Genomic DNA, 21,661 nt, shown 5'->3' with positions numbered 1-21,661 from the left:
CGGTACTCAGTAGCCTTCGATGGCCGGCCAGCCGAGCTCGATGCCCTGGGCAACCAGCTGGGACTGGAAGTCGCCGAGCAGGGCCGGGGTGTTGCGGACCGCGCGCGGGCTGACACCACGGTCCAGGCAGAAGGCCGCGAGTGCCCCGGCGGCCTCGCCGATGTTCCATTCGACCGGGTGCAGGCGGTAGCAGCCGTTGGTGATGTGGGTGGTGCCGAGGTTCTTGTTCGCCGGCAGCAGGTTCTCCACCCGGCGCGGGATCAGTGCCCCGAGCGGGATCCGGAACGGGCTGCTGGCCACGTCGATGTAGTTGTCCCCGCCGGTCGACGGGTGCAGGTCGATGCGGTACATCCCGATGCCGACGCTGTCGTCGTACTCGACCGCGCCCCGATCGCCGCGGACGGCGACCGACAGGTCCTGCTCGACGATCGTGTACTCCGCCTCGATCCGGCGGGACTCCCGGATGTACGGCGCCTGCGCCAGGCCGTCCGTCGAACCGAGCAGATCACCGCGCAGCCGCAACCCTGGGAAGCCCGCGCCGCCGTCGGGACGCGGCGCCTCGGTCTGCAGCCAGTAGAAGACGGCCTGGGACAGTTCCTTCGCCGCGGTCAAGTGCTTGGCCGCGTCCGGTACGTCGATGACCGGGCCCTCGAAGTAGTCGATCATCGGCCAGTTCACCAGGCAGATGTCGCTGTCATACGCACCCGGCTCGAAGTGCCGGCGAGCTGCGATCCGGCGGAAGGTCCACAGGTTCGTGTCGCCACCGGTCCGGCGCTGATCCGCGACGACCGCGAGCGGGTCGTCGTCCGGGTTCGGCGTGAAGGTCCGCTCCGAGGCGGCCAGCGTGCGCGGATTCGGCGCCGTCCAGGACAGCAGCCGGTCACCCCAGAACGAGGGCTGGTAGTTCCGCCAGAACGCGTAGTTGGCCGGTTTGTCCCCGACGTGATCGCCGTCGACGTGATCGATCGCGAAGCAGTACGACACCGCCTGCATGTTGAGCGGCTGCGTCTCGGCCGGCGCGCTCGGCTCACCCGTCGCACTCTGCGCCTCGAAGCCGGTCACGTACTCCGTGCCGGTCAGCGGCAGCAGCTCGCCGGTCTCGGTCGCATCGAGGATGTACGGCGCTGTGATCGTCAACTGCTCGTCCGTGTCGCGGTGCTGCACCGTCACCGCGCTGACCCGATCGCCATCGGTCTCGGCGGCAACGGGCCGGAAGGGCTGGAGAACCTGCAGCCGCCGGTTGGCCCGGTACGGCGCGAGCATGCCCTCCAGCACTGCCAGCGCGACCCGCGGCTCGTGACAGAGCTTGGACACGTATCCGGCACCCGGATTGAGCTGCACCGCCGCCCGCGACGCCGAGGTCAACGGGTAGTAGCGGCGGTAGTAATCGCGGATCCCCTCACGGAGTGCGCGGTACGACGCAGTGATGCCGAACTGCTCGACCCAGCTGTGCTCATCCGGTGGAACGGCCTGGCTCGTCAGCTGCCCGCCGAGCCAGTCGAACTCCTCGGTCAGGATGACCGAACGACCGGCGCGCAGGGCTGACAGAGCCGCGGCGATGCCGCCGAGCCCGCCGCCGACTACGAGTACATCTGTCTGCATTACAAGCCTTTCGGTGCGATCAATGTGGTGCCTTCGGCCAGCTCGCACGGCAGCAGCCGTTGCGTGCCTGCCGCGGCGCGGCCGCTCAGTACGGCCTCGAGTAGCTCGGTGGCCTGGCGGCCCATCTCCTGGCGCGGGACGTGGAAGCCGCTGAAGTCGATGCCGGTCGCGGCCGGCCGGGTCGCGTCACCGAGGGCGATCACAGACAGGTCGGCCGGGATGTCGATACCCCGCTCGGCCGCCGCTTCGGCCAGCGCGACCGCGTCGGCCCGCTCCTCGACGAACGCGGCTGTGATCCGCCCGTCCAGCAGGGCGTCGAGCACCTCGGCCGGCGCCCGGTCGGCGGTCGGCAGATGCGGTGCCCGGTTGCCCGCCGTACGACGGAAGCCGCGCAGGCGATCGGCGGACGACTCCGCGCCCGCGCCCGGGCCGACGAACGCGATCCGACGGTGGCCGAGGGCAAGAGCCTTCTCGATCGTCGTCGACGTCGCCGCGGCGTAGTCGGCGCCGACGTACGGGACCGGACCGCCGGCGTCGTCGCGGCGGCCGACCGAGACGAACGGGTACCCCTCCGCGATCAGCCGGGCAAGCTCGTCGGCCGGGATCCGGCGACCCAGGAGCAGGCAGCCGTCGGCGATCCGGAGCCGGTTGTTCTCGTGGAAGATCTGCCGCCGGCCCGACGCCACCGGCGCGCTGGTGAACAGCAGCAGGTCCCAGCCGAGCCGCTCGGCGCAGTCCTCGATCCCGGCCAGGAACGGGTGGTAGAAGTCGCCGCTCGAACTCGGGAACACCGACTCGTAGGTGAACACACCGAGGATCTGGTTGCGCTGCTTCAGCATCCGCCGGGCCAGCGGATCGGCCTGGTACCCGGTCTCCCGGATCACCTTCAGCACCCGGTCCCGCGTCTCGGCCGGGATCCGCGCGGTCGCGTCGCTCCGGTTGTTCAGCACCAGCGACACGGTCGTCTGGCTCACCTTCGCCAGCCGGGCGATATCGCGCTGGGTGAGTCGGGTGGTGGCCTTGTCCGGCATCGGCTCAATCCTTCGCAGTAATACGCATTGCCGGGAACCGTAGAACAGTCCGTCGAGAGTCGTCAAGAGGTCATAGTCAGTGGTAATGCGGATTAGCAGCGACAAGTTCTTGACGGGCGCAGAGCTGCGTGGACAACATTCACCGCACCAGCACCCCCGCCGCCGAGGAGGCTCCACATGCTGAGTCGACGCCAGTTCACCGGCCTGGCCGCCGGAGCCGTCGCTGGTTCCTTCGTCAGCACGACCACACCGGCCGTCGCAACAGGCGACCGGGATCCGGTTCGGTTCGTATCGACGTACCAGTCGCGGCCGCCGGATCCGGGTGCGGTGCTGCTCGGGTCGCCGGGGTTCGAGGTGCACGGCGACGGGATCGGCGACGACACCGCCGCCGTCCGGGCCGTGGTCGACGAGGCGTCGCGGCGCGGGATCGCGAACAAGCTGGGCGACATCCTCGGCGGGGTGCGCGACTTCCCGCTGGGTGACGGCGGCGGTGTCGTACTGGTGCCGCCCGGCACCTACCGGTTGACCGGGCCGATCGACGTCCACGACTCCGTGCGGATCATCGGGTACGGCGCACGGCGGCCGCGGTTCGTCCTGGCGGACAACAGTCCCGGGTACGCCGGCAGCACCCCACGCGATGTGTTCTCGTTCCGGCGGCGACCTGTCGGTGGTCCGGTGACGTATGCCAACAACGACACCTTCGGCTCCGGACTGATCAACCTGGACATCACGATCGGCCCGGGCAACCCACGAGCGATCGCGGTCCGCTTCGGCGGTGCGCAGTTGTGCGTCCTGCAGGACCTCGACCTCGAGGTCGGCGACGGCTGGGCCGGGGCCGACCACAACGCGAATCTGATCCAGCGGGTCCGGGTCACCGGGGGAGCCGTCGGCCTGAACGCGTTCGCGGCCTCGGCCGGCTGGCAGACGACGGTGCTGGACTGCCGATTCACCGGTCAGCGCGAGACGGCGATCCGGACGAACAACGACGCGAAGCTGGTCCTCGTCCGGACCGTGCTGGCAGACGCGCCGCGGGGTGTCGAGTGTGTGCCGGGTCAGTTCGTGCATCTGTACCTGCAGAACTGCCTGCTCGACGACCTCAGTGACACCGCGCTGCTGTTGAACGACAGCGATCTGTTGCCAGACGCAAGCAATCCGCTGATCCGGAACAGCAACCAGCTGAACCTGGTGGACAGCGCGGTGCGGCGGACCGGGACCTTGCTCACCCTGGCCCAGTCCGGCGGCCGCACGCCGGCCCGCGAGGGTGCTGTCGACCTGACCTACGGTCTGCGGATCGAGCGGGCGTTGTCAGCGGGCGAGACCCGGTCGGACGGGGTCCGCACGTTCTCCCGGCCCTGCGACGACACCACGATCCGCGAGATGTTGAGGTCCGACGTACCGGACCTGCCGCCGGTGTCCAGCTGGGTGAGCATCACCGAGGTCGCGGCCCGGATGGGACGCACGGTCGGCAGCGGTACCGAGGACGATCTCGCGGTGTTCCAAGCCGCGGTCGATCGACACGAGACCGTGTTCGTGCCGATCGGCGAGTACCTCCTGGCCGGGACGCTGCGGCTTCGGCACCGGACAAACCTGGTCGGACTCCACCCGCGCCAGACCTGGCTGCGGACCCCGGACGGTACGTCGTACTTCGGTGATCCGCAGCGGCCGGCGGCCTTGGTGGAGACGCCGCCCGGCGGCCGCAACATCGTCTCCGGGCTCGGCCTCGATACGGCCCGGGACACGGCCGGGTCGGTCAACATCCGCTGGCAGTCGGGTCGCGGCTCCTACCTCGCGGACATCACCACGCAGTTCGTGAAATGGCATCCCGAGGACGTCGCGAGCGGCGATCCGGGCTACACGTACCGAGGACGGCACAAGTACGGCGTCTGGGTCCGCGGTGGTGGCGGTGTCTTGTCGAACATCTGGAGTGCGAACGGCTGGGCGGACAACGGACTGCTGGTCGAGTACTCGACCGTCCCCACGCGTGCCTACGAGGTCTCGGTCGAGCACCACCAGCACCGCGAGGTGGTCCTCCGGCACGTCGCGAACTGGGAGTTCCTCGGCCTCCAGACCGAGGACCACCTCTACGGCTGGCAGTCCCAGGCCGTCGAGCTGGACCACTGCCACGACCTGCTCTTCGGCAACTCGGTCTTCTTCCGCGTCGCCACCGTCCTCGGCCCATCGCCGTACGGCGTGGGCCTGCGAAACTCCCGTGCGATCACCTTCCGCGGCAACCGGGGCTACCGCGACAAAACCCCCGAATTCACCCAATGGGGCGCCTCCGTCGCCGACCTCGGCACCGGCCGAAGCGTCCCCGAACCCGAGTTCACCGTCGTCGAGATCCGGTGAACCCCGACCTCCCGCCATCCCGAAAATGCTCAGTCTTGTCAGGAGTCCAGTCATGCCCGTCAAACGTCGTACTGTCCTGCTCGGTGCCGCCTCTGCCGGACTCGCGCCCGCACTGATGTCCTCGCCCGCGCGTGCCGCTGGAAGTCTCCCCCTGCTTGCGAGTCTTCCGGTGGGGGCGCCGGATCGGCGGGTGTTCGCGGCGGGGGAGCAGCGGTTTGCGGGGTATCTGGTGACTCTGGCGCCGATGACCAACGACATCGTGGACACCGATCCGTACGGGTTCATGGGTGGTGGGTGGTGGCGAACGCCGGCGCAGCCGTTCAACGCGCGGGTGCAGGAGCACGTGTTCACGTTGAGCTGGTTCTACGCCAACCAGCGGGCGTGGAATCCGTACCACCGCGACCCCGCCCTGCTCGGGCGGCTGGATGCCGCGTTGGAGCACTACCTGAAGCTGCAGAACCCGGACGGGTCGTGGCCGGAGTACGCCCCAGGTGAGCGGGGCAAGGCGTCGAGTGGCTTCGGTCTCGGCTACCTGGCCAAGACGCTCGCCAATCTCCGTCAGGCCGGTGCGCTGCCGAGCCGTCGTACCGAGCTGGAAGTTGCCCTGCGCAAGGGAGTCGACTGGTACCTGGATCCGGCCAACACCGTGGTCTGGGACGACCCGTTCCAGTACACCAACCAGGCCGTCGCCGGTGTGGCCGGCTCCGCACTCACCCTCCGGCTGTTGCCCGACCAGGCCCGCTGGCTCCGGCTGCAGGAGCGGATCCGGTACGTCGCCAAGTGGTCGCAGAGCCCGGCCGGGTTCTTCTACGACCCCCGCGGCATGGACATCAACTACAACTTCGAGGTGATGCTGCCGGAGATGGCCGAGCTCTACCTGCACAGCCGGAACCCGCTACTCGTCTCGATGACGCGGAAGTTCACCGACTGGTTCGGCTACAACCTGCTGCGCGAGCCGGACGGCTCCGGCTGGCTGACGTACTACGCCGTGTCCGACCGCACCGCCACCGCGTACTACGACGACGCGATCCCGGATCCCGACCGGAGCATCCTCGGCTCACACTTCGTCCCCGCCGTACCGGAGCTCGGCGCGTTCTTCACCTCCCGCGAGGACAAGGCGGCGCTGCGCGCCGGCTGGGCAGCCGATCCGGCGCCGGTCCCCGTGCTCGCCAAGCAGGACACGTCACCACGCATCATCGCGCACGCGCCGTACGGCGAGACCCTGCCGACCAGCGCCGCGAAGCGTGCTGCGATCGCGCGGATCCCGTACCTTCGCCAGGACCACTTCACCGAGCTGCGCCGCGACGAGGTGGAGAACCAGGACTACCTCTACGTACGGCGTCCGGGCTTCTACCTCGGCGCGTTCTTCGGGACCCGGCCGGGCAGTGTGGTCAAGGCCGGCACCGGCTTCCTCTGGCATCCGGTGGCCGGCACGGTGATCCACGCGCAGCAGACGTCGACCGGGTGCTGGGCAACGGTCCGGAATGGCAAGGCCGATGCCGAGAGCAACCTTGTCGCCGAGTACCCGTCGGAGGATCTGGTCCGCTACCGCACCACCGACGGTTCGGTGTCGACCGACCTGATCCTCGGTTCGAACTCCGTCACCCGGCGGGTCGCGGCGACCGCGGCCGCCACCGAGCAGGTCCCACTGGTCCTCCGGCCAGGTGACGAGGTCACGTTCTCGGACGGCACTGTCGTCCCTTACAACCAGACGCGTACGGCGACCGCCGAGGCCCTCACGATCAAGCGCGGCGCGGCCGTCATCACCATCACCTGGTCCGGGAACCGGCCGGCCTCGCTCACGACCTCCACCCGCACCTACCTCCGCGACCAGAGCCGCCGCATCCACGTGCTCCGCATCCCGCATGACGGCGTACTCGAGACAACAGTCCGGGCAGGGTAGCCAGGGATCGCGTAGGGATCGTCCGGATGGCCCCGGATCACTTCACCGGATAGCGTCGCAGCCACCGAAGGGGAGGATCCGGATGAAGGCGGTTGTGCAGGGGCGGTACGGCGGGCCGGAGGCACTGGAGGTCAAGGAGATCGACCAGCCCGGTGTCGTCGGCAACGAGGTGCTCGTGCGGGTCCGAGCGGCGTCCCTGAACGCCCGTGACTGGCACGTCATGCGTGGAGACCCGTACGTCGCCCGGCTGATGGATCCGGCGACGTTCGGGCTCCGGGCGCCCAAGATGGACCTGGGCACGGACTTCGCCGGAGTAGTGGAAGCCGTCGGGCCGGACGTACGGCGGTTGAAGCCGGGCGATGAGGTGTACGGCGAGGCGGGCGGAGCGTTCGCCGAGTACGTGAAGGCGCCGGACACCGTGGTCGACACGAAACCCGCCAACCTGACGTTCGAGCAGGCGGCCGCGATGCCGCTCGCGGCGAACACCGCCCTGATGGGGTTGCGTGATGTGGCGCAACTGAAGGCCGGACAGCAACTCCTGATCAATGGTGCCTCGGGTGGCGTCGGGACCTTCGCCGTACAGATCGCCAAGGCGCTCGACGCGGAGGTGACCGCTGTCTGCAGCACGAAGAACGTCGACCTGATGCGATCGCTCGGCGCCGATGCAGTCGTCGACTACACGCAGGACGACTTCACCAGCAAGCAGTACGACGTCGTACTCGACCTGGTGGGAAACCGCTCTCTCGCCGACCTGCGCCGCGCGCTGACGCCGACCGGGCTTCTCATCCTGTCCGGTGGCGGAGTGTTCCGCGGCGGCAGCGTGTTCGGCCCGGTCGGCCTGATGATCCGAGGCATGCTGCTGTCCCGCTTCGTCAGCCAGCGGATCGTCACCTTCGACGCGAAGCCGAGTGCGGAGAACCTCGCAACGCTCCGAACGATGGCCGAGGACAGGAAGCTGATCCCGGCCATCGATCGCACCTACCCGCTGGCCGAGATCGCTGAGGCCATTCGGTACGTGGAGACGGAGCACGCTCGCGCGAAGGTGGTCATCACCGCCTAAGAAGTACGCAACTGCAGGCTTTGCCGGCCCGGGGTGCGGCCGGTGATGTACACGCGGAGGCCGTCCGGGGTGAGACTGCCGCCGAGGTAGGTGTAGCGCTCACCCGGGTCCATGGAGACCCGGGTGGCGCCGTTGCCCGGGCCGAACTCGATCCGGTCGGAGCCGACCGTGTAGGAACCGGTGCCGGAGACCAGTTGGTGGTTGCCGGCGGTCCCCAACGTCTCGACCCCGGCCAGCGTGCCGCCGGCGCGGAAGCACAGCTCGATCGCGTACGCCGTTTCGTCACCGTCGAACTCGAAGGTCAGGTCGTACCCGTTGCCGACCTCAACGATCGTGACCTCGGTCCGCAGCGTCCGGTACTGCTTCGGCCGGTGCGGGAAGTCCATCGACGCGTAGAACCGCCCGTCGAGGGTGAGCGCGTAGAGACCGTCCTCCCGCCGGTACCGCTTCGGCAGCGGCAGGTGGTACGGCACCTTCACCTCCTGCGCCAGCTTGTACGTGCGCGGTCCGACAGGGCGCATGCCGTCGCTGCGGAAGTGGCCGGTGCTGAAGAACTGCGGCGACAGCCGGACCGAGTCGAGGATCGCGGCACCGTTGCGTAGCTTGAAGAACGTCGGGTTGGTGGACAGGCCGGAGGCGATCACGGGGATGTCGTGGAAGTCCGTTCCACCGAAGACAGTCGCAGTCCGCGTACCCCGCCGGATCCGTGCCGACGCCTGCGACGGGTAGTGCTGAGCGAAGTCGGTGGGCGCGGGCTTGGCGGCCGGCAGCACCGCCGCGATCTCCGGCCGTTCCAGCACCTCGGCCAGGAAGTCGCCGATCTCACCGGTGCCGCGCTGCTCGATGCTCTTGGCAACAGTTGAGAACCTGCCGTCACCCGAGTGGTGGGCGAGCTCGCGGAACTGGGTCAGGTACCACCAGATCTCGCGGATCCGGTTCTGGTCCTGCCGCCGGGACGCGACCGTGTCGACCTCGCCGTTCGGCTCGAGGAAGTACAGCGTCGCGTCCAGGTTGCGCCGGACGTACTCGAGCAGCTCGGGCTTGTCCCGCAGCCAGGCGACCGTGAGCAGACAGTGGTTCGTGACCTCGGAGGCGTACGTCGAGCTGCGTTCGCTGTAGATCCCGTCCGGGGTCGCGTCGATGCCCTCGTCGAGCCAGTCGTCGATGCGGGCGGCGTACCGGCGGTCCGGGAACAGGTGGTGGGTCCGCGCCAGCGCGGCCGCGATCTCCCAACGGTGGTTGGGCGTGTGCACGCCGCCGCTCGCGAGTGCGGGGCCGGCCTTCCGCAGTACGTTCGCCAGAATCGCCCGGTGTGGCTTGGTCTCCGCCTGGTCGTCGGCGTCGAGCAGCCCGTAGACCATGCAGATGTCCTGGATGGCGAACGAGGTGTCCGGCGGCGAGTGCAGGTTGCCGACGTCGTACAAGCCATCCTCGTGCTGCCGCGCCGCGAGCTGTTCGGCCAGCCAGAGCAACGGCGCCAGCAAGGACGCGTCATGGTGGTACGACGACTTGCCCCACACGTACCCGGAGACGAGCCGACGGGCCTTCCGCGCGACGGCCCGGACACTGTCGGACGGGTTCTGCAGATTGCCCAGTACCAGCGGGATCTGCACCTGGTTGGCGTTGGTCAGTACGGCGAGGAAGTCTTCGTCCACAGCAGCTACTCCAGCATCTGTAGCCCCGGCCGAGGTGGCCGGGTAGAGGGCACCGACCGTCAGCGTGGTCAGTGAGCCGGCGAGGAACGTACGACGCTGCATCGAAGCCTCCAAGGTGACAGGGGACGCACCGCCCATCGGCGCCGGTAAGCGGTTGCCAAATGTCCAGTACTGTCTCCTCGGAGGTTTGTCCTGTCAATACTTCGCACGAGTCCGCTTCTGGTCAGCCGAGGTTGGCTCAAAGTCTTGTGTGAACCGGTTTCCTGGGCTAACTTGACCGGCCAAGGCAAGCGCTTTCCGCGGCCGCGAGGTTTCCGGAGGTAAGAATATGAGTGCGCTGGGCGAGCTCGGCACGCTCCGGCAGAAGAAACCCGCAGGGCAGAAGCCTGACCGGGGCGGCGGGGCGGGAAAGGTCTACAAGCGAGACAATCTGGCTGCGTACCTGTTTCTCGCGCCGTGGCTGCTAGGGCTGTTCCTCATCACCATCGGGCCGATGCTGGCCTCGTTGTACCTGTCCTTCACGGACTACAACCTGATCCAGGCGCCCCAGTGGATCGGGTTCGAGAACTTCACCCGGATGCTGTCCGACGAGCGGCTGCACAACTCGCTGCGCGTCACCTTCACCTACGTGTTCGTCTCGGTGCCGCTGCAGCTCACGGTCGCCCTGCTGCTCGCCGTCGTCCTGGACCGCGGTGTCCGCGGGATGGCGTTCTACCGTTCGGTCTTCTACCTGCCGTCGCTGCTCGGTTCGAGTGTCGCGATCGCGATCCTGTGGCGCCAGGTGTTCGGCACCGAGGGTCTGATGAACCAGGTGCTCGCCCTGGTCGGGATCGACGGCAAGGGCTGGATCTCCGACCCGAGTACGGCGCTGGGCACCCTGGTGGTGCTGAACGTGTGGACGTTCGGCTCGCCGATGGTGATCTTCCTGGCCGGCCTGCGGCAGATCCCGGCGATGTACTACGAGGCCGCGTCGGTGGACGGTGCCGGGACGCTGCGCCGGTTCTTCAGCATCACGCTGCCGCTGCTCACCCCGATCATCTTCTTCAACCTGGTGCTGCAGATCATCCACGCGTTCCAGTCCTTCACCCAGGCGTTCGTCGTCTCCGGGGGAAGCGGTGGGCCGTCGGACTCGACCATGTTCTTCACGCTCTACCTCTACGACCGGGGCTTCGGCAATTTCGACATGGGCTACGCCTCCGCGATGGCGTGGTTCCTGCTCGTGATCATCGGGGTCTTCACCGCGGCGAACTTCTTCGCCTCGAAGTACTGGGTGTTCTATGACGACTGAGACGATCCGAAGCACGCTGGCCGCGCGACGGTCCGGTGCGATCACCTGGGTCCGGATCCGGCCGTTCGTGATCCACCTCGCGCTGGCCGCTGCCGCCCTGGTGATGCTCTACCCGGTGATCTGGATGGTGGTCAGCTCACTGCGGCCGGGCAACGAGATCTTCCGCGAGCCGGGCCTGCTGGTGAAGGACCTGCGGATCGAGAACTACCGGGTCGGCTGGAACGCGCTGACCGAGCCGTTCACCCGCTACCTGCTGAACTCCGCGGCCGTGGTGCTGGGCAGCGTCGTGGGCAACCTGGTGTCGTGCTCGATGGCGGCGTACGCGTTCGCCCGGCTGGAGTTCGTCGGGAAGAAGTTCTGGTTCGCGATCATGCTGCTCAGCATCATGCTGCCGATCCACGTGGTGATCGTGCCGCAGTACATCCTGTTCTCGCAGGCCGGCTGGATCAACACGTTCCTGCCGCTGGTCATCCCGAAGATGCTGGCCACCGACGCCTTCTTCATCTTCCTGATGGTGCAGTTCATCCGCGGTATCCCGCGCGAGCTGGACGAGGCGGCCCGGATCGACGGCTGCGGCCGGGCCGGGACCTTCCTGCGGGTGATCCTGCCGCTGATGGTGCCGGCGCTGGCGACCACCGCGATCTTCACGTTCATCTGGACCTGGAACGACTTCTTCAGCCAGCTGATCTACCTGACCGATCCGAAGATGTACACCGTCCCGGTGGCCCTGCGGTCGTTCGTCGACGCGACCGCGGAATCGTCCTGGGGATCGATGTTCGCCATGTCGGTCGTCTCCCTCGTCCCGATCTTCCTCGCCTTCCTGCTCGGCCAGCGGTTCCTGATCAAGGGCATCGCGACCACCGGCATCAAGTAACACGAAAGGTTCACATCATGAGGCCGCACATCCCACCCACCGCGGGCCGTCGCCTGCGGGCCCTGGCCGCCGCCGCGATCGCCACCACCCTGCTGGCCGCCAGCGCCTGCGGCGGCGACTCCGGCGGCGCCGGCGACGACAGCGGATCCGCCGACGGCCCGGTCACCCTCCGGTTCACCTGGTGGGGTGGCGACACCCGCACCAAGATGACCCAGCAGGCGATCGAGGCGTACCAGAAGGACCACCCGAACGTGACGATCAAGGGTGAGTTCGGCGAGTGGTCCGGGTACTGGGACAAGCTCGCCACCACGGTCGCCGCGAACGACGCACCGGACATCATCCAGATGGACGAGAAGTACCTGCGTGAGTACGCCGACCGCGGCGCGCTGCTCGACCTGAAGAAGGCCGAGGGGCTGGACACCGGCAAGTTCGAGGAGGACACCCTCAAGGCCGGTGAGTTCGACGGCGGTCTGTACGGCCTCAACGCCGGGATCAACTCCTTCGCCATCGTCGCCAACCCGGCGATCTTCAAGGCCGCCGGCGTGGCCCTTCCGGACGACACCACCTGGACCTGGGACGACTACACCAAGCTCGCGGCCGAGCTCAGCACCAAGCTGAACGGCAAGGGCTGGGGGACCGGCGCGCCGGGGACCAACGAGGCCGCGCTGAACCTGTGGGCCCGCCAGCACGGTGAGTCGCTGTGGACCCAGGACGGCAAGCTCGGCGTCTCGCCCGGCCAGGTGACCGCGTTCTACCAGCAGGTGCTGAAGCTGCGCGACGCCAAGGCCATCCCGTCGGCGGAGTTCGTCTCCCAGGACATGAACGCCGCGCTCGACCAGTCCGCGATGGCCACCGGCAAGCTGGCCATGAGCTGGATGTGGAGCAACCAGCTGAACGCGATGAGCAAGGCGGCCGGCCAGGAGCTCAAGCTGCTCCGGATCCCCAGCGTCGAGGGCAAGGCCGACGCGAACGGCTCCTACTACAAGGGATCCATGTTCTGGTCGATCTCGTCGCGGTCGAAGAACCAGAAGGCCGCGTCCGAGTTCGTCAACTACCTGTCCAACAACACGGCGGCCGGCAACATCCTGCTCGCCGAGCGGGGCGTGCCGCCGAACACCGAGATCCGCGCGGCGGTGACGCCGAAGCTGCAGCCGGCCGACGCCGCGTCCGCCAAGTTCATCCAGGACATCGGCAAGGAGCTCGGCGACCCGTCGCCGGCGCCGCCGGTGGGTGGCGGTCAGGTGGAGAAGATCATCCAGCGGTACACCACCGAGGTGCTGTTCGGCCGGCAGACACCGGAGAAGGCCGCGCAGGGATTCGTCGACGAGGTCAACGGGGAGCTCAAGTAAGTGTTGCTGATGGCAACTGATTTCAGATGACCGACGTGCCCAGGGTGGCCGTGGCAGGTGTCCACGGCCACGGGGCATCACATGTCCGGAACGTGGCGCGGCTGGCCGAGGCCGGCCGCGCCCGGCTGGTCGCCGTCGCCGACCCGCGGCCGGCCGAGGACCTGCCCGCCGACGTCCAGGTGTACGGCGGCCTGGACGAGTTGCTCGCGTCGACCGAGGTCGACGTGGTGATCATCAGTACGCCGATCCAGACGCACGTCCCGCTGGCCGAACTGTCGATGCGGGCGGGCGCCGACGTACTGCTGGAGAAGCCGCCGACCGCGTCGCTGGCCGAGTTCGAGCAGTTGTCCGCGGTGGTCGCCGAGACCGGCCGGGCATGCCAGGTCGGCTTTCAGGCGCAGGCCTCCACGGCGACGCTGACGCTGGCGAAGCTGATCGCCGACGGGCGGCTCGGCGAGATCCGCGGGATCAGCGCGGTCGGCAAGTGGGTGCGGAAGGCACAGTACTTCCAGCGCGCGCGGTGGGCCGGTCGCCGTACTCTCGACGGGGTAGCGGTGGTCGACGGCGCGGTGACGAACCCGCTCGCCCACTCGACCGCGGCCGCGTTGCTGCTCGACGGTTCGCCCGGTGCGGACGACGTACGGTCGGTGGAGACCGAGCTGTTCCGGGCCAACCCGATCGAGTCCGACGACACGTCCACGGTCCGGATCGTCACCGGCCGCGGTACGACGATCCTGATCGCGGTGACCTTGTGCGCCGCGGAACATCTCGAGCCGCAGGTGATCGTGCACGGCTCGACCGGTCGCGCCGTACTCAAGTACGCCACGGACACGCTCGAGCTCCACGACGGCTCGGGGGTGACCGTGACGACGTACGCGCGGGACGACTTGCTGGAGAACCTGCTCGCCCATCGCGCGGATCCCGCCGTACCGCTGTACTGCCCGCTCACCGCGACCGGTGGCTTCACCAAGGTCGTCGAGGCGGTGCGGGTGGCGGAGGCGCCGGCCGAGATCCCAGCCGGCCTGGTCCGCTGGGAAGGCGACGGGCTCGAGCGACATCCGATCGTGGTCGATGTGGAGAAGTGGATCGACCGGGCCTCCGACGAGCTGGCGTTGTTCAGCGAACTCGGGGCGCCGTGGACCATCATTCAATCGAAACGGGAGAGTTCATGACGCAGAACCTCGGCTGTAACCATGCTGTCGGCCGGTCTATCCAGGTCACGGCTGGTGACGGCGAGCTGTTCACCTACGTCTACCGGGCGACCGATCCGCAGCTGGAGTCGCCGCGGCCCTTCCTGCACCCGATCCGGACGCTGGACGGCGACCTGGTCAGCGTGTTCCGGCCGCATGACCACGTCTGGCACAAGGGCCTGACCTGGTCGCTGCCGCACTTCGGGCACGAGAACTTCTGGGGCGGGCCGACGTTCTCCAAGGAGGCCGGCTACCAGCAGCTCGACAACAACGGCTCGATGGACCACGACCGGATCGACGCGCTCGACGTGTCCGACGACCTGGTCCGGTTCTCCCACCACCTGTCCTGGCGGACGCAGGCCGGTGCGCATGTCGTCGACGAGTCGCGGTCACTGACCACGCGGTTCGCCGACGACGGCTGGGTGCTGGTCTACGAGACCGCGATGACGAACGTGTCGAGTGAGACCATCCAGATCGGCAGCCCGACCACGGCCGGCCGGGAGAACGCCGGGTACGGCGGCCTGTTCTGGCGTGGACCGCGGTCGTTCACCAACGGCACGGTGCTGGCGCAGCAGGGCAAGGGCGGCGACGAGCTGCGCGGCCATCGAGCCGCGTGGATGGGCTTCAGCGGCAAGCACGACAACAACGACCGCGCCTCGACGATCATCATCGCCGACGCCGCCAACAACGTCCGGCACCCACCGCAGTGGTTCGTCCGCTCGGAAGACTTCGCCGCCGTCTGCCCGGCCCCGTTCTTCTCCGAAGAACTCCCCTTCGAAGCCGGCTCCACCCTCCGCTTCCGCTACGCCGTCCTGGTCGCCGACGGAGGCTCCGACGACCAACGCGCCACCGCCCTCGCCGCCCAGGCTCAGAAGGCCCTGGCGGCCGGCTGATCTGCGGATCGCCAGGCCATCACAATCACCGGCGACGTCCGACCCTGAGCGTGGCCCCACGTGCGGACCGCCGATTGTGATGGCCTGGCGGTTCGGTCACGCCCGGCAGTGTGAGGGTGAAGCAGGTGTTGCCGGGGCGGGAGGTGACGGTGATCGCGCCGCCGTGGGCTTCGGTGATGGACTGAGCCAGGGACAGGCCCAGTCCTGAGCCGCCCGAGTCGCGCGTGCGAGACGTGTCGGCGCGGGTGAATCGCTTGAAGACATTGGGCTGCAGGTCGGCCGGGATTCCGGGGCCGTTGTCGTGGATGGTGAGGACGGCGGAGTGCCGTTCCTCATCGGCGCGGAGGCCGACGGTCACGCTGGTTCCAGCCGGGGTGTGCCGGCGGGCGTTGCTCAGCAGGTTGGTCACGACGTGGTGCAATCGCTGCTCGTCGGCGGTGACGACCACGGGTTCCGCGGGCAGGTTCAGAGTCCACTGGTGGTCGGGACTCACGATCCGCGCATCGGTCACCGAGTCCAGTGCCAGACGGGTCAGGTCGACCGGCCTGAGGTCGAGCGGCCGGCCGGCGTCGAGCCGGGCCAGCAAGAGCAGGTCCTCGACCAGCGACGCCATCCGGGTGGCTTCCACCATCACCTTGCCCATGGCCAGCGGGAGCACTTCCGGGCTGCGGAGGCTGAGCTGCGCATAGCCGTGAATCGTGGTGAGCGGCGTACGCAGCTCATGGGAGGCATCGGCAACGAACTGCCGGACCTGCTGCTCGCTGCGATGCCGGGCATCCAACGCGTTCTCCATGTGACCCAGCAAGGTGTTCAACGCGACCGCGACCTGACCGACCTCGGTCCGCTCGTCGGTGAGTGCTTCCGGCACCCGAGCGGTCACGCCGATCTCGCCCGTGGCCAGGGGTAGACCGGCCACCTCGCGGGCGGTCTGCGCGACCTGGCGCAGCGGCCGCAATTGACGCCGTACGACGATGATCGCGACGCCTCCCGCGGTGACCACGCCGACGCAACCGAACAGGACCTCCCAGCCGATCAGGCTGTTCACCGTGTCGTCGATGTCCTTGGTGGGCAGGCCGGTGATGACCGTCGTACCGCGGATCAGCGACGCATGCACCCGGTACTGACCCAACCCCGGTACGTCGATGGTTTCGTTCGCCCCACCCGTTGGCACCGAAGCGAGCGCGCTGATCGCCTGCGCGGACAGGCCGGCAAGCTCCCCGTCCGAGGTGATGACGTTGGCACTCGCGGCTGCGTCGGTTTGGTAGAGGGTGATCGTGCCCGCGTCCTGGCCGTGTGGGTTGTCGATGTCCGGCGGTTCAGGTCTGTCGTCGCCGCTCTTGTTCAGTACGCCGATCGCCCGGCTGTGCGATGCGCCGACCTTGTCATCCAGCTGCGTGGTCAGGTACGAGCTGATGGCGGCCGTGGTCAACGCACTCATCACCAGGCTGACCGTTGCCATCAGCAAGACGACCGCGAGGGTCACCCGTGCGGTCAGCGAGGTCGGCAGGACGCGGCTCATCTCCCCAGGATGTGCGCCCAAACCTGGTGCTTCCTGGACGCATCCTGGGGGATCGCTGTGAATGGCGATTTACTGACGCGTCAGAGAAGCTCGTCGGCCGCCTGCCGAAGGGCAGTCAGTTCGCGGTCCGCCCAGCCTTCGGTGCGGGACTCGGTGCCGCGGATCAGCGGTTTGTCGACCAGGTGGAACCGGAGGTTGGAGATCCGCCCGGCGACGCCGAGGTAAGGGATGGCGGCCTCGTCCTCCGCCGTGATCGGGCGGTGGGTGCTGTAGCCGGCCTTGAGGGCGTGCCAGTACGGCGTGGACGCGACGCCGGTGAAAGTCGGCGGCGCGATAATCGGCACCGGCGAGGTCGAAGTCGTACAGGGTGAGACAGTTGCCGGCGACCAGGAGATTGTCGAGGGTCACGTCGCCATGGCAGATGCCGCGCTCGGCACTGTACTGCGCGAGGTTGTTCCGTACAGCATCGGCAAGGTCTTGGAGCAGGTTTTCCTCCGCGGGCGCAAGCTGCGGGCGGAGTTCGTCGAGACTGTGTGACAGGTCGGCCGTACGCCGGGGAAATTCGGACACATACGAATCGGCCATTTCGTGGAACTGGGCAACCAGTACGCCGAAGTCTCGATAGAGCTCCTCCGCGTACGGCGGCTTGGTGCCGTCGACGAATTCCTGGAGCACGAACGGGCGGGGTCCCTCGGGTGCGTCGAGCAGCCCGACCGGGTCGCCGTCGGGGAGCGGACGGATCGCCGGCGCCGACAGTCCGTTGGCGATCAGGTGGGCCGAAAGCCCTGTCTCCCAACGGATTCCGTCCAGGTGGCGGCCGCCGTACCGGTAGAGCTTGAGGATGTACCGCGCGTCGGCCGTGGTCACCTCGTAGACGTCGTTCACCAGAGAGCGGAGCAGCGTGCAGCCGGTGAAGTCGATGCCGTAGCGGTCACGCAGGTACGGCGCCAGCGCGGCGGGGTCGGGCAGTGAGCGCAAAGTCGGAAGCACAAAGAAGAGGTTAAAACCTCGGAGGTGTGAACGAGCGGCCGAGTGGGGAGGTTCGAGACGTTTCCGGATTCGCCTCCCCTTTCGGGGCCGGAAACCGGTAGCCTCTTGCAGCGCCCTGTTGGGGGAGGCCGCCGTACCATCACCCGACGAAACTGCCGGAGAGCCCAAACCGGTCAGGAGACCACGTCTTGCAGGAGAACACCACCAGCACCAGTCCTGGCGAACTGGCCAACGTACCCCTCACCGGTGCGGACAAGGTCGCCTACGCCTTCTACGCTACTGCGGCCGCGGCCGCACTTGTCGGCCAGGTCTGGGCCGGCGTGACCCATATCCCCTGGCCCGAGACCGGCTTCTCGCCGTTCCTCAAGATCGCCCTCGTCACGCCCGCGGTGGCCGTGCTCGAGCTCGGTGGTGTCGCCACCGCCGCGCTCGCCGACCTGCGCCGGCGCAAGGGTGAGCAGGCCTACGCCTACCGCGCGATGTCGTTCTTCGCGGCCCTGGTCGCGGTCGTCTTCAACGTGGTCGGCCACTGGCGGCCGGAGGAGCGGTTCCTCGCCTTCGGCTTCGGCGGCCTGTCCGCGTTCGCCTATGTGCTGTGGCTGATCCACAGCTCGGCCCGCCGCCGGGACGCGCTGCGCCGGGCCGGGCAGATGCGCGAGACCGGCCCGGTGTACGGAGTCATCCAGTGGGCCCGCGAGCCCCGGGTCACCTGGCTGGCCCGGTCACTGGCGATCGAGCACGGGTACGGCCTGTACGAGAGCCTGCGCGCGGCCCAGCACCAGATCCGGAACAAGTCCCGACGCGATGCCATCGCCGGAACCGTTGCCGAGTACATCCGTTCCGAGCACCAGGACGAGCGGCTGGCCAAGATCGCCGAGACGACGTACGACCCGGATCGGCTGGCCGGGATGCTCGAGGAGCGGATCAACTACGAGGTCATCACCAACAAGTTGACCAAGGCGATCTCGCCGCCGCCGGAGCCGGCGGAGGACGACGCCGACCGCAACGACCTGCGGGCAGCGGTCTGGGTGGTCGAGGGCCAGCAGACGCGGGCGCGGCAACTGCGTTCGATGACGGACACGGGTGTGTCGCTGCGCGACGAGGACGCCTGGGGTGAGGCGATGACGGGTGAGCTGATGGCCGTCGACTACCTGCCCTACGACCGCAACACCGACGAGTCCGTCGCCGAGGCGGTCGTGGTCGAGGACGAGGACGAGTCGCAGCACGTCGTCAACGGCTCGAAGCAGCCGGCCAAGGCGGAGCCCACCGGTCGACTCAAGCCGACGGCGCCGCAGCCGAAGGCTGAGCCGTTGGTGCAGAAGCCGCAGGGTCCGTCACCGTTCGCGGGACCGACTGACACGCAGCCGCCGGCGCTCATCCAGACGCCCAAGCCTGCCGTCGTCGAGCCGGTGCTGCCGGAGCCCGAGCCGGTGGTCGTCGCGAAGCCGGTGGTCGCGAAGCCGGTGGCCGCGAAGCCGGTGGTGGTGGAGAAGCCGGCCGAGGACGAGCCGGAGCCGACCGCGCTGGAGAAGAAGCGGATGCGTGCCTGGGCGCTGCTGTCCGACTGGCCGGAGGGCCACGAGCGCACGCCGAAGAAGCTGGCCGACGCGATCGCCTCCAGCGAGCCGATGGCCGCCCGCTTCATGGAGCAGTACGACACCGAGCACGGCCTGGTGTCGAGCTCGCAGAACTGATCGGAACCCCGCGCCGGCCGTTCCCCGGCGCGGGGTTCAGTTCCCGAGGTTCACCGGCAGCTCGGCGAGGCCGCTGACCAGTACGCGGCGCCACTCGAGGTCCTCGGCCGGCTTGGCCAGGCTCATCCGCGGGAAGCGTCGAACGAGCGCCAGCAACGACTCCTGGAGCTCGATCCGGGCCAGCTGTGCGCCGAGACAGAAGTGCGGGCCGAAGCCGAACGACAGGTGCTTGTTGTCCTTGCGATCCAGCCGCAGCTCATCGGGGTCGTCGTACGCACGCGGATCCCGGTTGGCCGAGTTCAGCGCCGCCATCACGCCTTCCCCGGCCTTGATCTGTACGCCGTGCAGCTCGACGTCCTCGATCGCGACCCGCAACTGGCCGACCTCGCTGAACCGGTTGAACCGCAGCAACTCCTCGACCGCCGAAGGCACCAGCTCGTGGTTCGCGACGAGCTTCGCCCAGTTGTCCGGCCAGCGCAGCAGAGTCGCCACGCAGCTGGAGATCTGGTTCGCCGAGGTCTCGTGGCCGGCCACGAGCAGGTTCACGCCGAAGGCGATCAGCTCGTCCTGACTGAGCCGGTCACCTTCCTCGCGTGCGCGGACCAGTTCGTCGAGCAGGTCCTCGGCCGGCTGGTCGGAGTTCGCCAGCTTCTTGGTGACGAGGGCCTCGATGTACGCGGTCAGACTCGTCATCGCGTCCTCGACGAGATCCTTCTCCGCCATCCGCATGCTGTACCCGAGCTCGGTCCACTCACGGAACTGCTCGCGGTCCTCGTACGGTACGCCGAGCAACTGGCAGATCACCTGGATCGGGAGTGGCAACGCGACCAACTGCCGGATGTCCGCACCATCGCCGGCCGCGGCCACATCCTCCGCGAGCTGCGCGGACAACTCCGCCACCCACGGCCGGGTCCGCTCGATCCGCCGGTGCGCGAACGTCGACGACACCAGCTTGCGCAACCGGGTGTGCTCCGGCGGATCCGTCGTGGTCAGACTGTTCGGCATCGGCTTCGCCAGCGCGACCCGCGGCGCGCCCTGCTTCACCACCGCCGCGCGCGAGAACCGCGGATCCGCGAGCACCAACCGCACGTCGTCGTACCGGGTCACCAGCCAGACCTCGGCGCCCGCCAACGTCCGCACCCGCGCCACCGGCCGGTTCTCTCGCAACTCGGCGAACGTAGGCGACGGATCGAACCGAAACGCATCATCAAACGGAATCTCGAGCACCGGCTCCGACATACCCCGACCCTAAGCGACTTAGGTAACCCTCACCGACCGATCAGCGTGTTGCGGCGAAGGTGCGGCGGTAGGTGGTGGGGGTGGTGGCGAACGTTTTGGTGAAGTGCTGGCGGAGGAGGAGAGGGGTGGTGAAGCCGGAGCGGGTGGCGATCTGGGTGATCGGGAGGGTGGTGGTCTCGAGGAGTTCCTGGGCGCGGGTCAGGCGCTGGCGGATGAGCCATTGGAGCGGAGTCGTACCGGTCTGGGCGCGGAACTGGCGGGACAGGGTGCGTGGACTCATCGCGGCGTGGGCGGCGATGGTGGTGAGGGTGAGTGGTTCGGCCAGGTGGTCGCGCATCCAGCGCATCACCGGCTCGAGGGAATCGTTGCCTGCGACAACGGGTGTGGTGATGAACTGGGCCTGACCGCCGTCCCGGTGCGGTGCCATCACCAGTCGCCGGGCGACCGCCGCCGCGACGGCCGAACCGTGGTCGCGCCGGACCAGATGCAGGCAGAGGTCGAGCCCTGCCGTGACACCTGCGGACGTCAGTACGTCGCCTTCGTCGAGATAGAGCGCGTCGACCACGACCTCGACCTTCGGGTGCCGGCGGGCAAGCTCTTCCGCATGCGTCCAGTGCGTCGCGGCCCGCCGTCCATCCAGTAGGCCGGCCGCCGCCAGCACGAACGCCCCGGTGCAGATCGACGCGATCCGCACTCCGCGCCGATGCGCCTCCCGCACGAGTTCCACGACCTCGTCGATCGGTTCGAAGGCGGCGGGCACGATCAGGGTGTGCGCACGGAGTGCTTCGGTGAGTGGGTACGGCGCTTCCGCCCGGAGGATGGGCCGGTCATGCGCCATCAGCGTCGTACCCGGTGAGCCGCAGACGCGGACGTCGTACCGGCCCTCGGCGCTGGCGAACACCTGACACGCGCCGGCCAGTTCGAGCCCGATCGCGCCTTCGAGTGCGAGCACGGAGACTCTGGTCATGGCGCGAATCTAGCTGATGATGTCTTTCCAGCCACTCTCATTTCCGGGCTCGACAGCAGCA

The 21,661-nt window shown here is 68.3% G+C and carries 16 protein-coding genes; 9 read left to right on the top strand and 7 right to left on the bottom strand.

Annotation, left to right across the window (positions count from 1 at the left end):
• Positions 1-6 precede the first annotated feature (6 nt).
• Positions 7-1,602, bottom strand: coding sequence for an FAD-dependent oxidoreductase (locus tag EV652_RS15865; protein WP_132209899.1), 1,596 nt, complete (start codon positions 1,600-1,602; stop codon positions 7-9).
• Positions 1,602-2,633, bottom strand: coding sequence for a LacI family DNA-binding transcriptional regulator (locus EV652_RS15860; RefSeq protein WP_132209898.1), 1,032 nt, complete (start codon positions 2,631-2,633; stop codon positions 1,602-1,604). Before EV652_RS15860 ends, EV652_RS15865 begins: the two co-directional genes overlap by 1 nt.
• 177 nt (positions 2,634-2,810) lie before the next feature.
• Here EV652_RS15860 and EV652_RS15855 point away from each other — a divergent pair, with 177 nt between their 5' ends.
• The 3 genes from EV652_RS15855 to EV652_RS15845 all read left to right on the top strand — a co-directional run bounded on the left by EV652_RS15855 (position 2,811) and on the right by EV652_RS15845 (position 7,942).
• The gene (locus tag EV652_RS15855) at positions 2,811-4,979 is read left to right on the top strand and encodes a glycosyl hydrolase family 28-related protein (protein ID WP_132209897.1); all 2,169 of its coding nucleotides are present in this window, start codon (positions 2,811-2,813) and stop codon (positions 4,977-4,979) included.
• Between the two features lie 52 nt (positions 4,980-5,031).
• Positions 5,032-6,882, top strand: a complete 1,851-nt coding sequence (locus EV652_RS15850) for a hypothetical protein (protein WP_132209896.1) — start codon at positions 5,032-5,034, stop codon at positions 6,880-6,882.
• Between the two features lie 82 nt (positions 6,883-6,964).
• Positions 6,965-7,942, top strand: coding sequence for an NAD(P)-dependent alcohol dehydrogenase (locus tag EV652_RS15845; RefSeq protein WP_132209895.1), 978 nt, complete (start codon positions 6,965-6,967; stop codon positions 7,940-7,942).
• On the opposite strand, the gene EV652_RS15840 is transcribed toward EV652_RS15845, so the two are convergent.
• Complete coding sequence (locus EV652_RS15840; protein WP_132209894.1) at positions 7,939-9,699, bottom strand: prenyltransferase/squalene oxidase repeat-containing protein; 1,761 nt, start codon at positions 9,697-9,699, stop codon at positions 7,939-7,941. The genes EV652_RS15845 and EV652_RS15840 overlap by 4 nt on opposite strands.
• 226 nt (positions 9,700-9,925) lie before the next feature.
• Between EV652_RS15840 and EV652_RS15835 the strand changes: the two genes are divergently transcribed.
• The 5 genes from EV652_RS15835 to EV652_RS15815 are packed head-to-tail and all read left to right on the top strand — an operon-like array spanning position 9,926 to position 15,191.
• Positions 9,926-10,885 carry a carbohydrate ABC transporter permease gene (locus tag EV652_RS15835; RefSeq protein WP_132209893.1) on the top strand — a complete coding sequence of 320 codons (960 nt, stop codon included), beginning with the start codon at positions 9,926-9,928 and terminating at the stop codon, positions 10,883-10,885.
• Positions 10,875-11,759 carry a carbohydrate ABC transporter permease gene (locus EV652_RS15830; protein ID WP_132209892.1) on the top strand — a complete coding sequence of 295 codons (885 nt, stop codon included), beginning with the start codon at positions 10,875-10,877 and terminating at the stop codon, positions 11,757-11,759. The genes EV652_RS15835 and EV652_RS15830 overlap by 11 nt, the downstream gene beginning before the upstream one ends.
• A gap of 17 nt (positions 11,760-11,776) precedes the next feature.
• A complete protein-coding gene (locus tag EV652_RS15825; protein ID WP_242001797.1) occupies positions 11,777-13,108 on the top strand; it encodes an ABC transporter substrate-binding protein in 1,332 nt (443 codons plus the stop codon).
• 26 nt (positions 13,109-13,134) lie between these two features.
• Positions 13,135-14,280: a Gfo/Idh/MocA family protein gene (locus EV652_RS15820; RefSeq protein ID WP_132209891.1), complete on the top strand. Its 1,146-nt coding sequence runs from the start codon at positions 13,135-13,137 to the stop codon at positions 14,278-14,280.
• Positions 14,277-15,191 carry a DUF6807 domain-containing protein gene (locus EV652_RS15815; RefSeq protein ID WP_132209890.1) on the top strand — a complete coding sequence of 305 codons (915 nt, stop codon included), beginning with the start codon at positions 14,277-14,279 and terminating at the stop codon, positions 15,189-15,191. Before EV652_RS15820 ends, EV652_RS15815 begins: the two co-directional genes overlap by 4 nt.
• Positions 15,192-15,216: 25 nt before the next feature.
• On the opposite strand, the gene EV652_RS15810 is transcribed toward EV652_RS15815, so the two are convergent.
• Complete coding sequence (locus EV652_RS15810) at positions 15,217-16,710, bottom strand: sensor histidine kinase (RefSeq protein WP_132209889.1); 1,494 nt, start codon at positions 16,708-16,710, stop codon at positions 15,217-15,219.
• Positions 16,711-16,779: 69 nt separating this feature from the next.
• Complete coding sequence (locus EV652_RS15805; protein ID WP_158441168.1) at positions 16,780-17,700, bottom strand: phosphotransferase enzyme family protein; 921 nt, start codon at positions 17,698-17,700, stop codon at positions 16,780-16,782.
• Between the two features lie 188 nt (positions 17,701-17,888).
• Between EV652_RS15805 and EV652_RS15800 the strand changes: the two genes are divergently transcribed.
• Positions 17,889-19,394 (top strand): hypothetical protein, encoded by a 1,506-nt coding sequence (locus tag EV652_RS15800; protein ID WP_132209887.1) that lies wholly within the window; start codon positions 17,889-17,891, stop codon positions 19,392-19,394.
• Positions 19,395-19,430: 36 nt separating this feature from the next.
• Here the strand turns inward: EV652_RS15800 and EV652_RS15795 are convergent, their stop codons facing one another.
• Positions 19,431-20,633, bottom strand: coding sequence for a cytochrome P450 (locus tag EV652_RS15795; RefSeq protein WP_132209886.1), 1,203 nt, complete (start codon positions 20,631-20,633; stop codon positions 19,431-19,433).
• 40 nt (positions 20,634-20,673) lie between these two features.
• Positions 20,674-21,600 carry a GlxA family transcriptional regulator gene (locus EV652_RS15790; RefSeq protein ID WP_132209885.1) on the bottom strand — a complete coding sequence of 309 codons (927 nt, stop codon included), beginning with the start codon at positions 21,598-21,600 and terminating at the stop codon, positions 20,674-20,676.
• Between the last annotated feature and the right edge of the window lie 61 nt (positions 21,601-21,661).

Origin of the sequence: Kribbella steppae (assembly GCF_004342025.1) — a bacterium.
Taxonomy (GTDB): Bacteria; Actinomycetota; Actinomycetes; order Propionibacteriales; family Kribbellaceae; genus Kribbella; species Kribbella steppae.
Note: the sequence above shows the minus strand (reverse complement) of the source record. Positions and strands in the feature narration are given on the sequence as shown.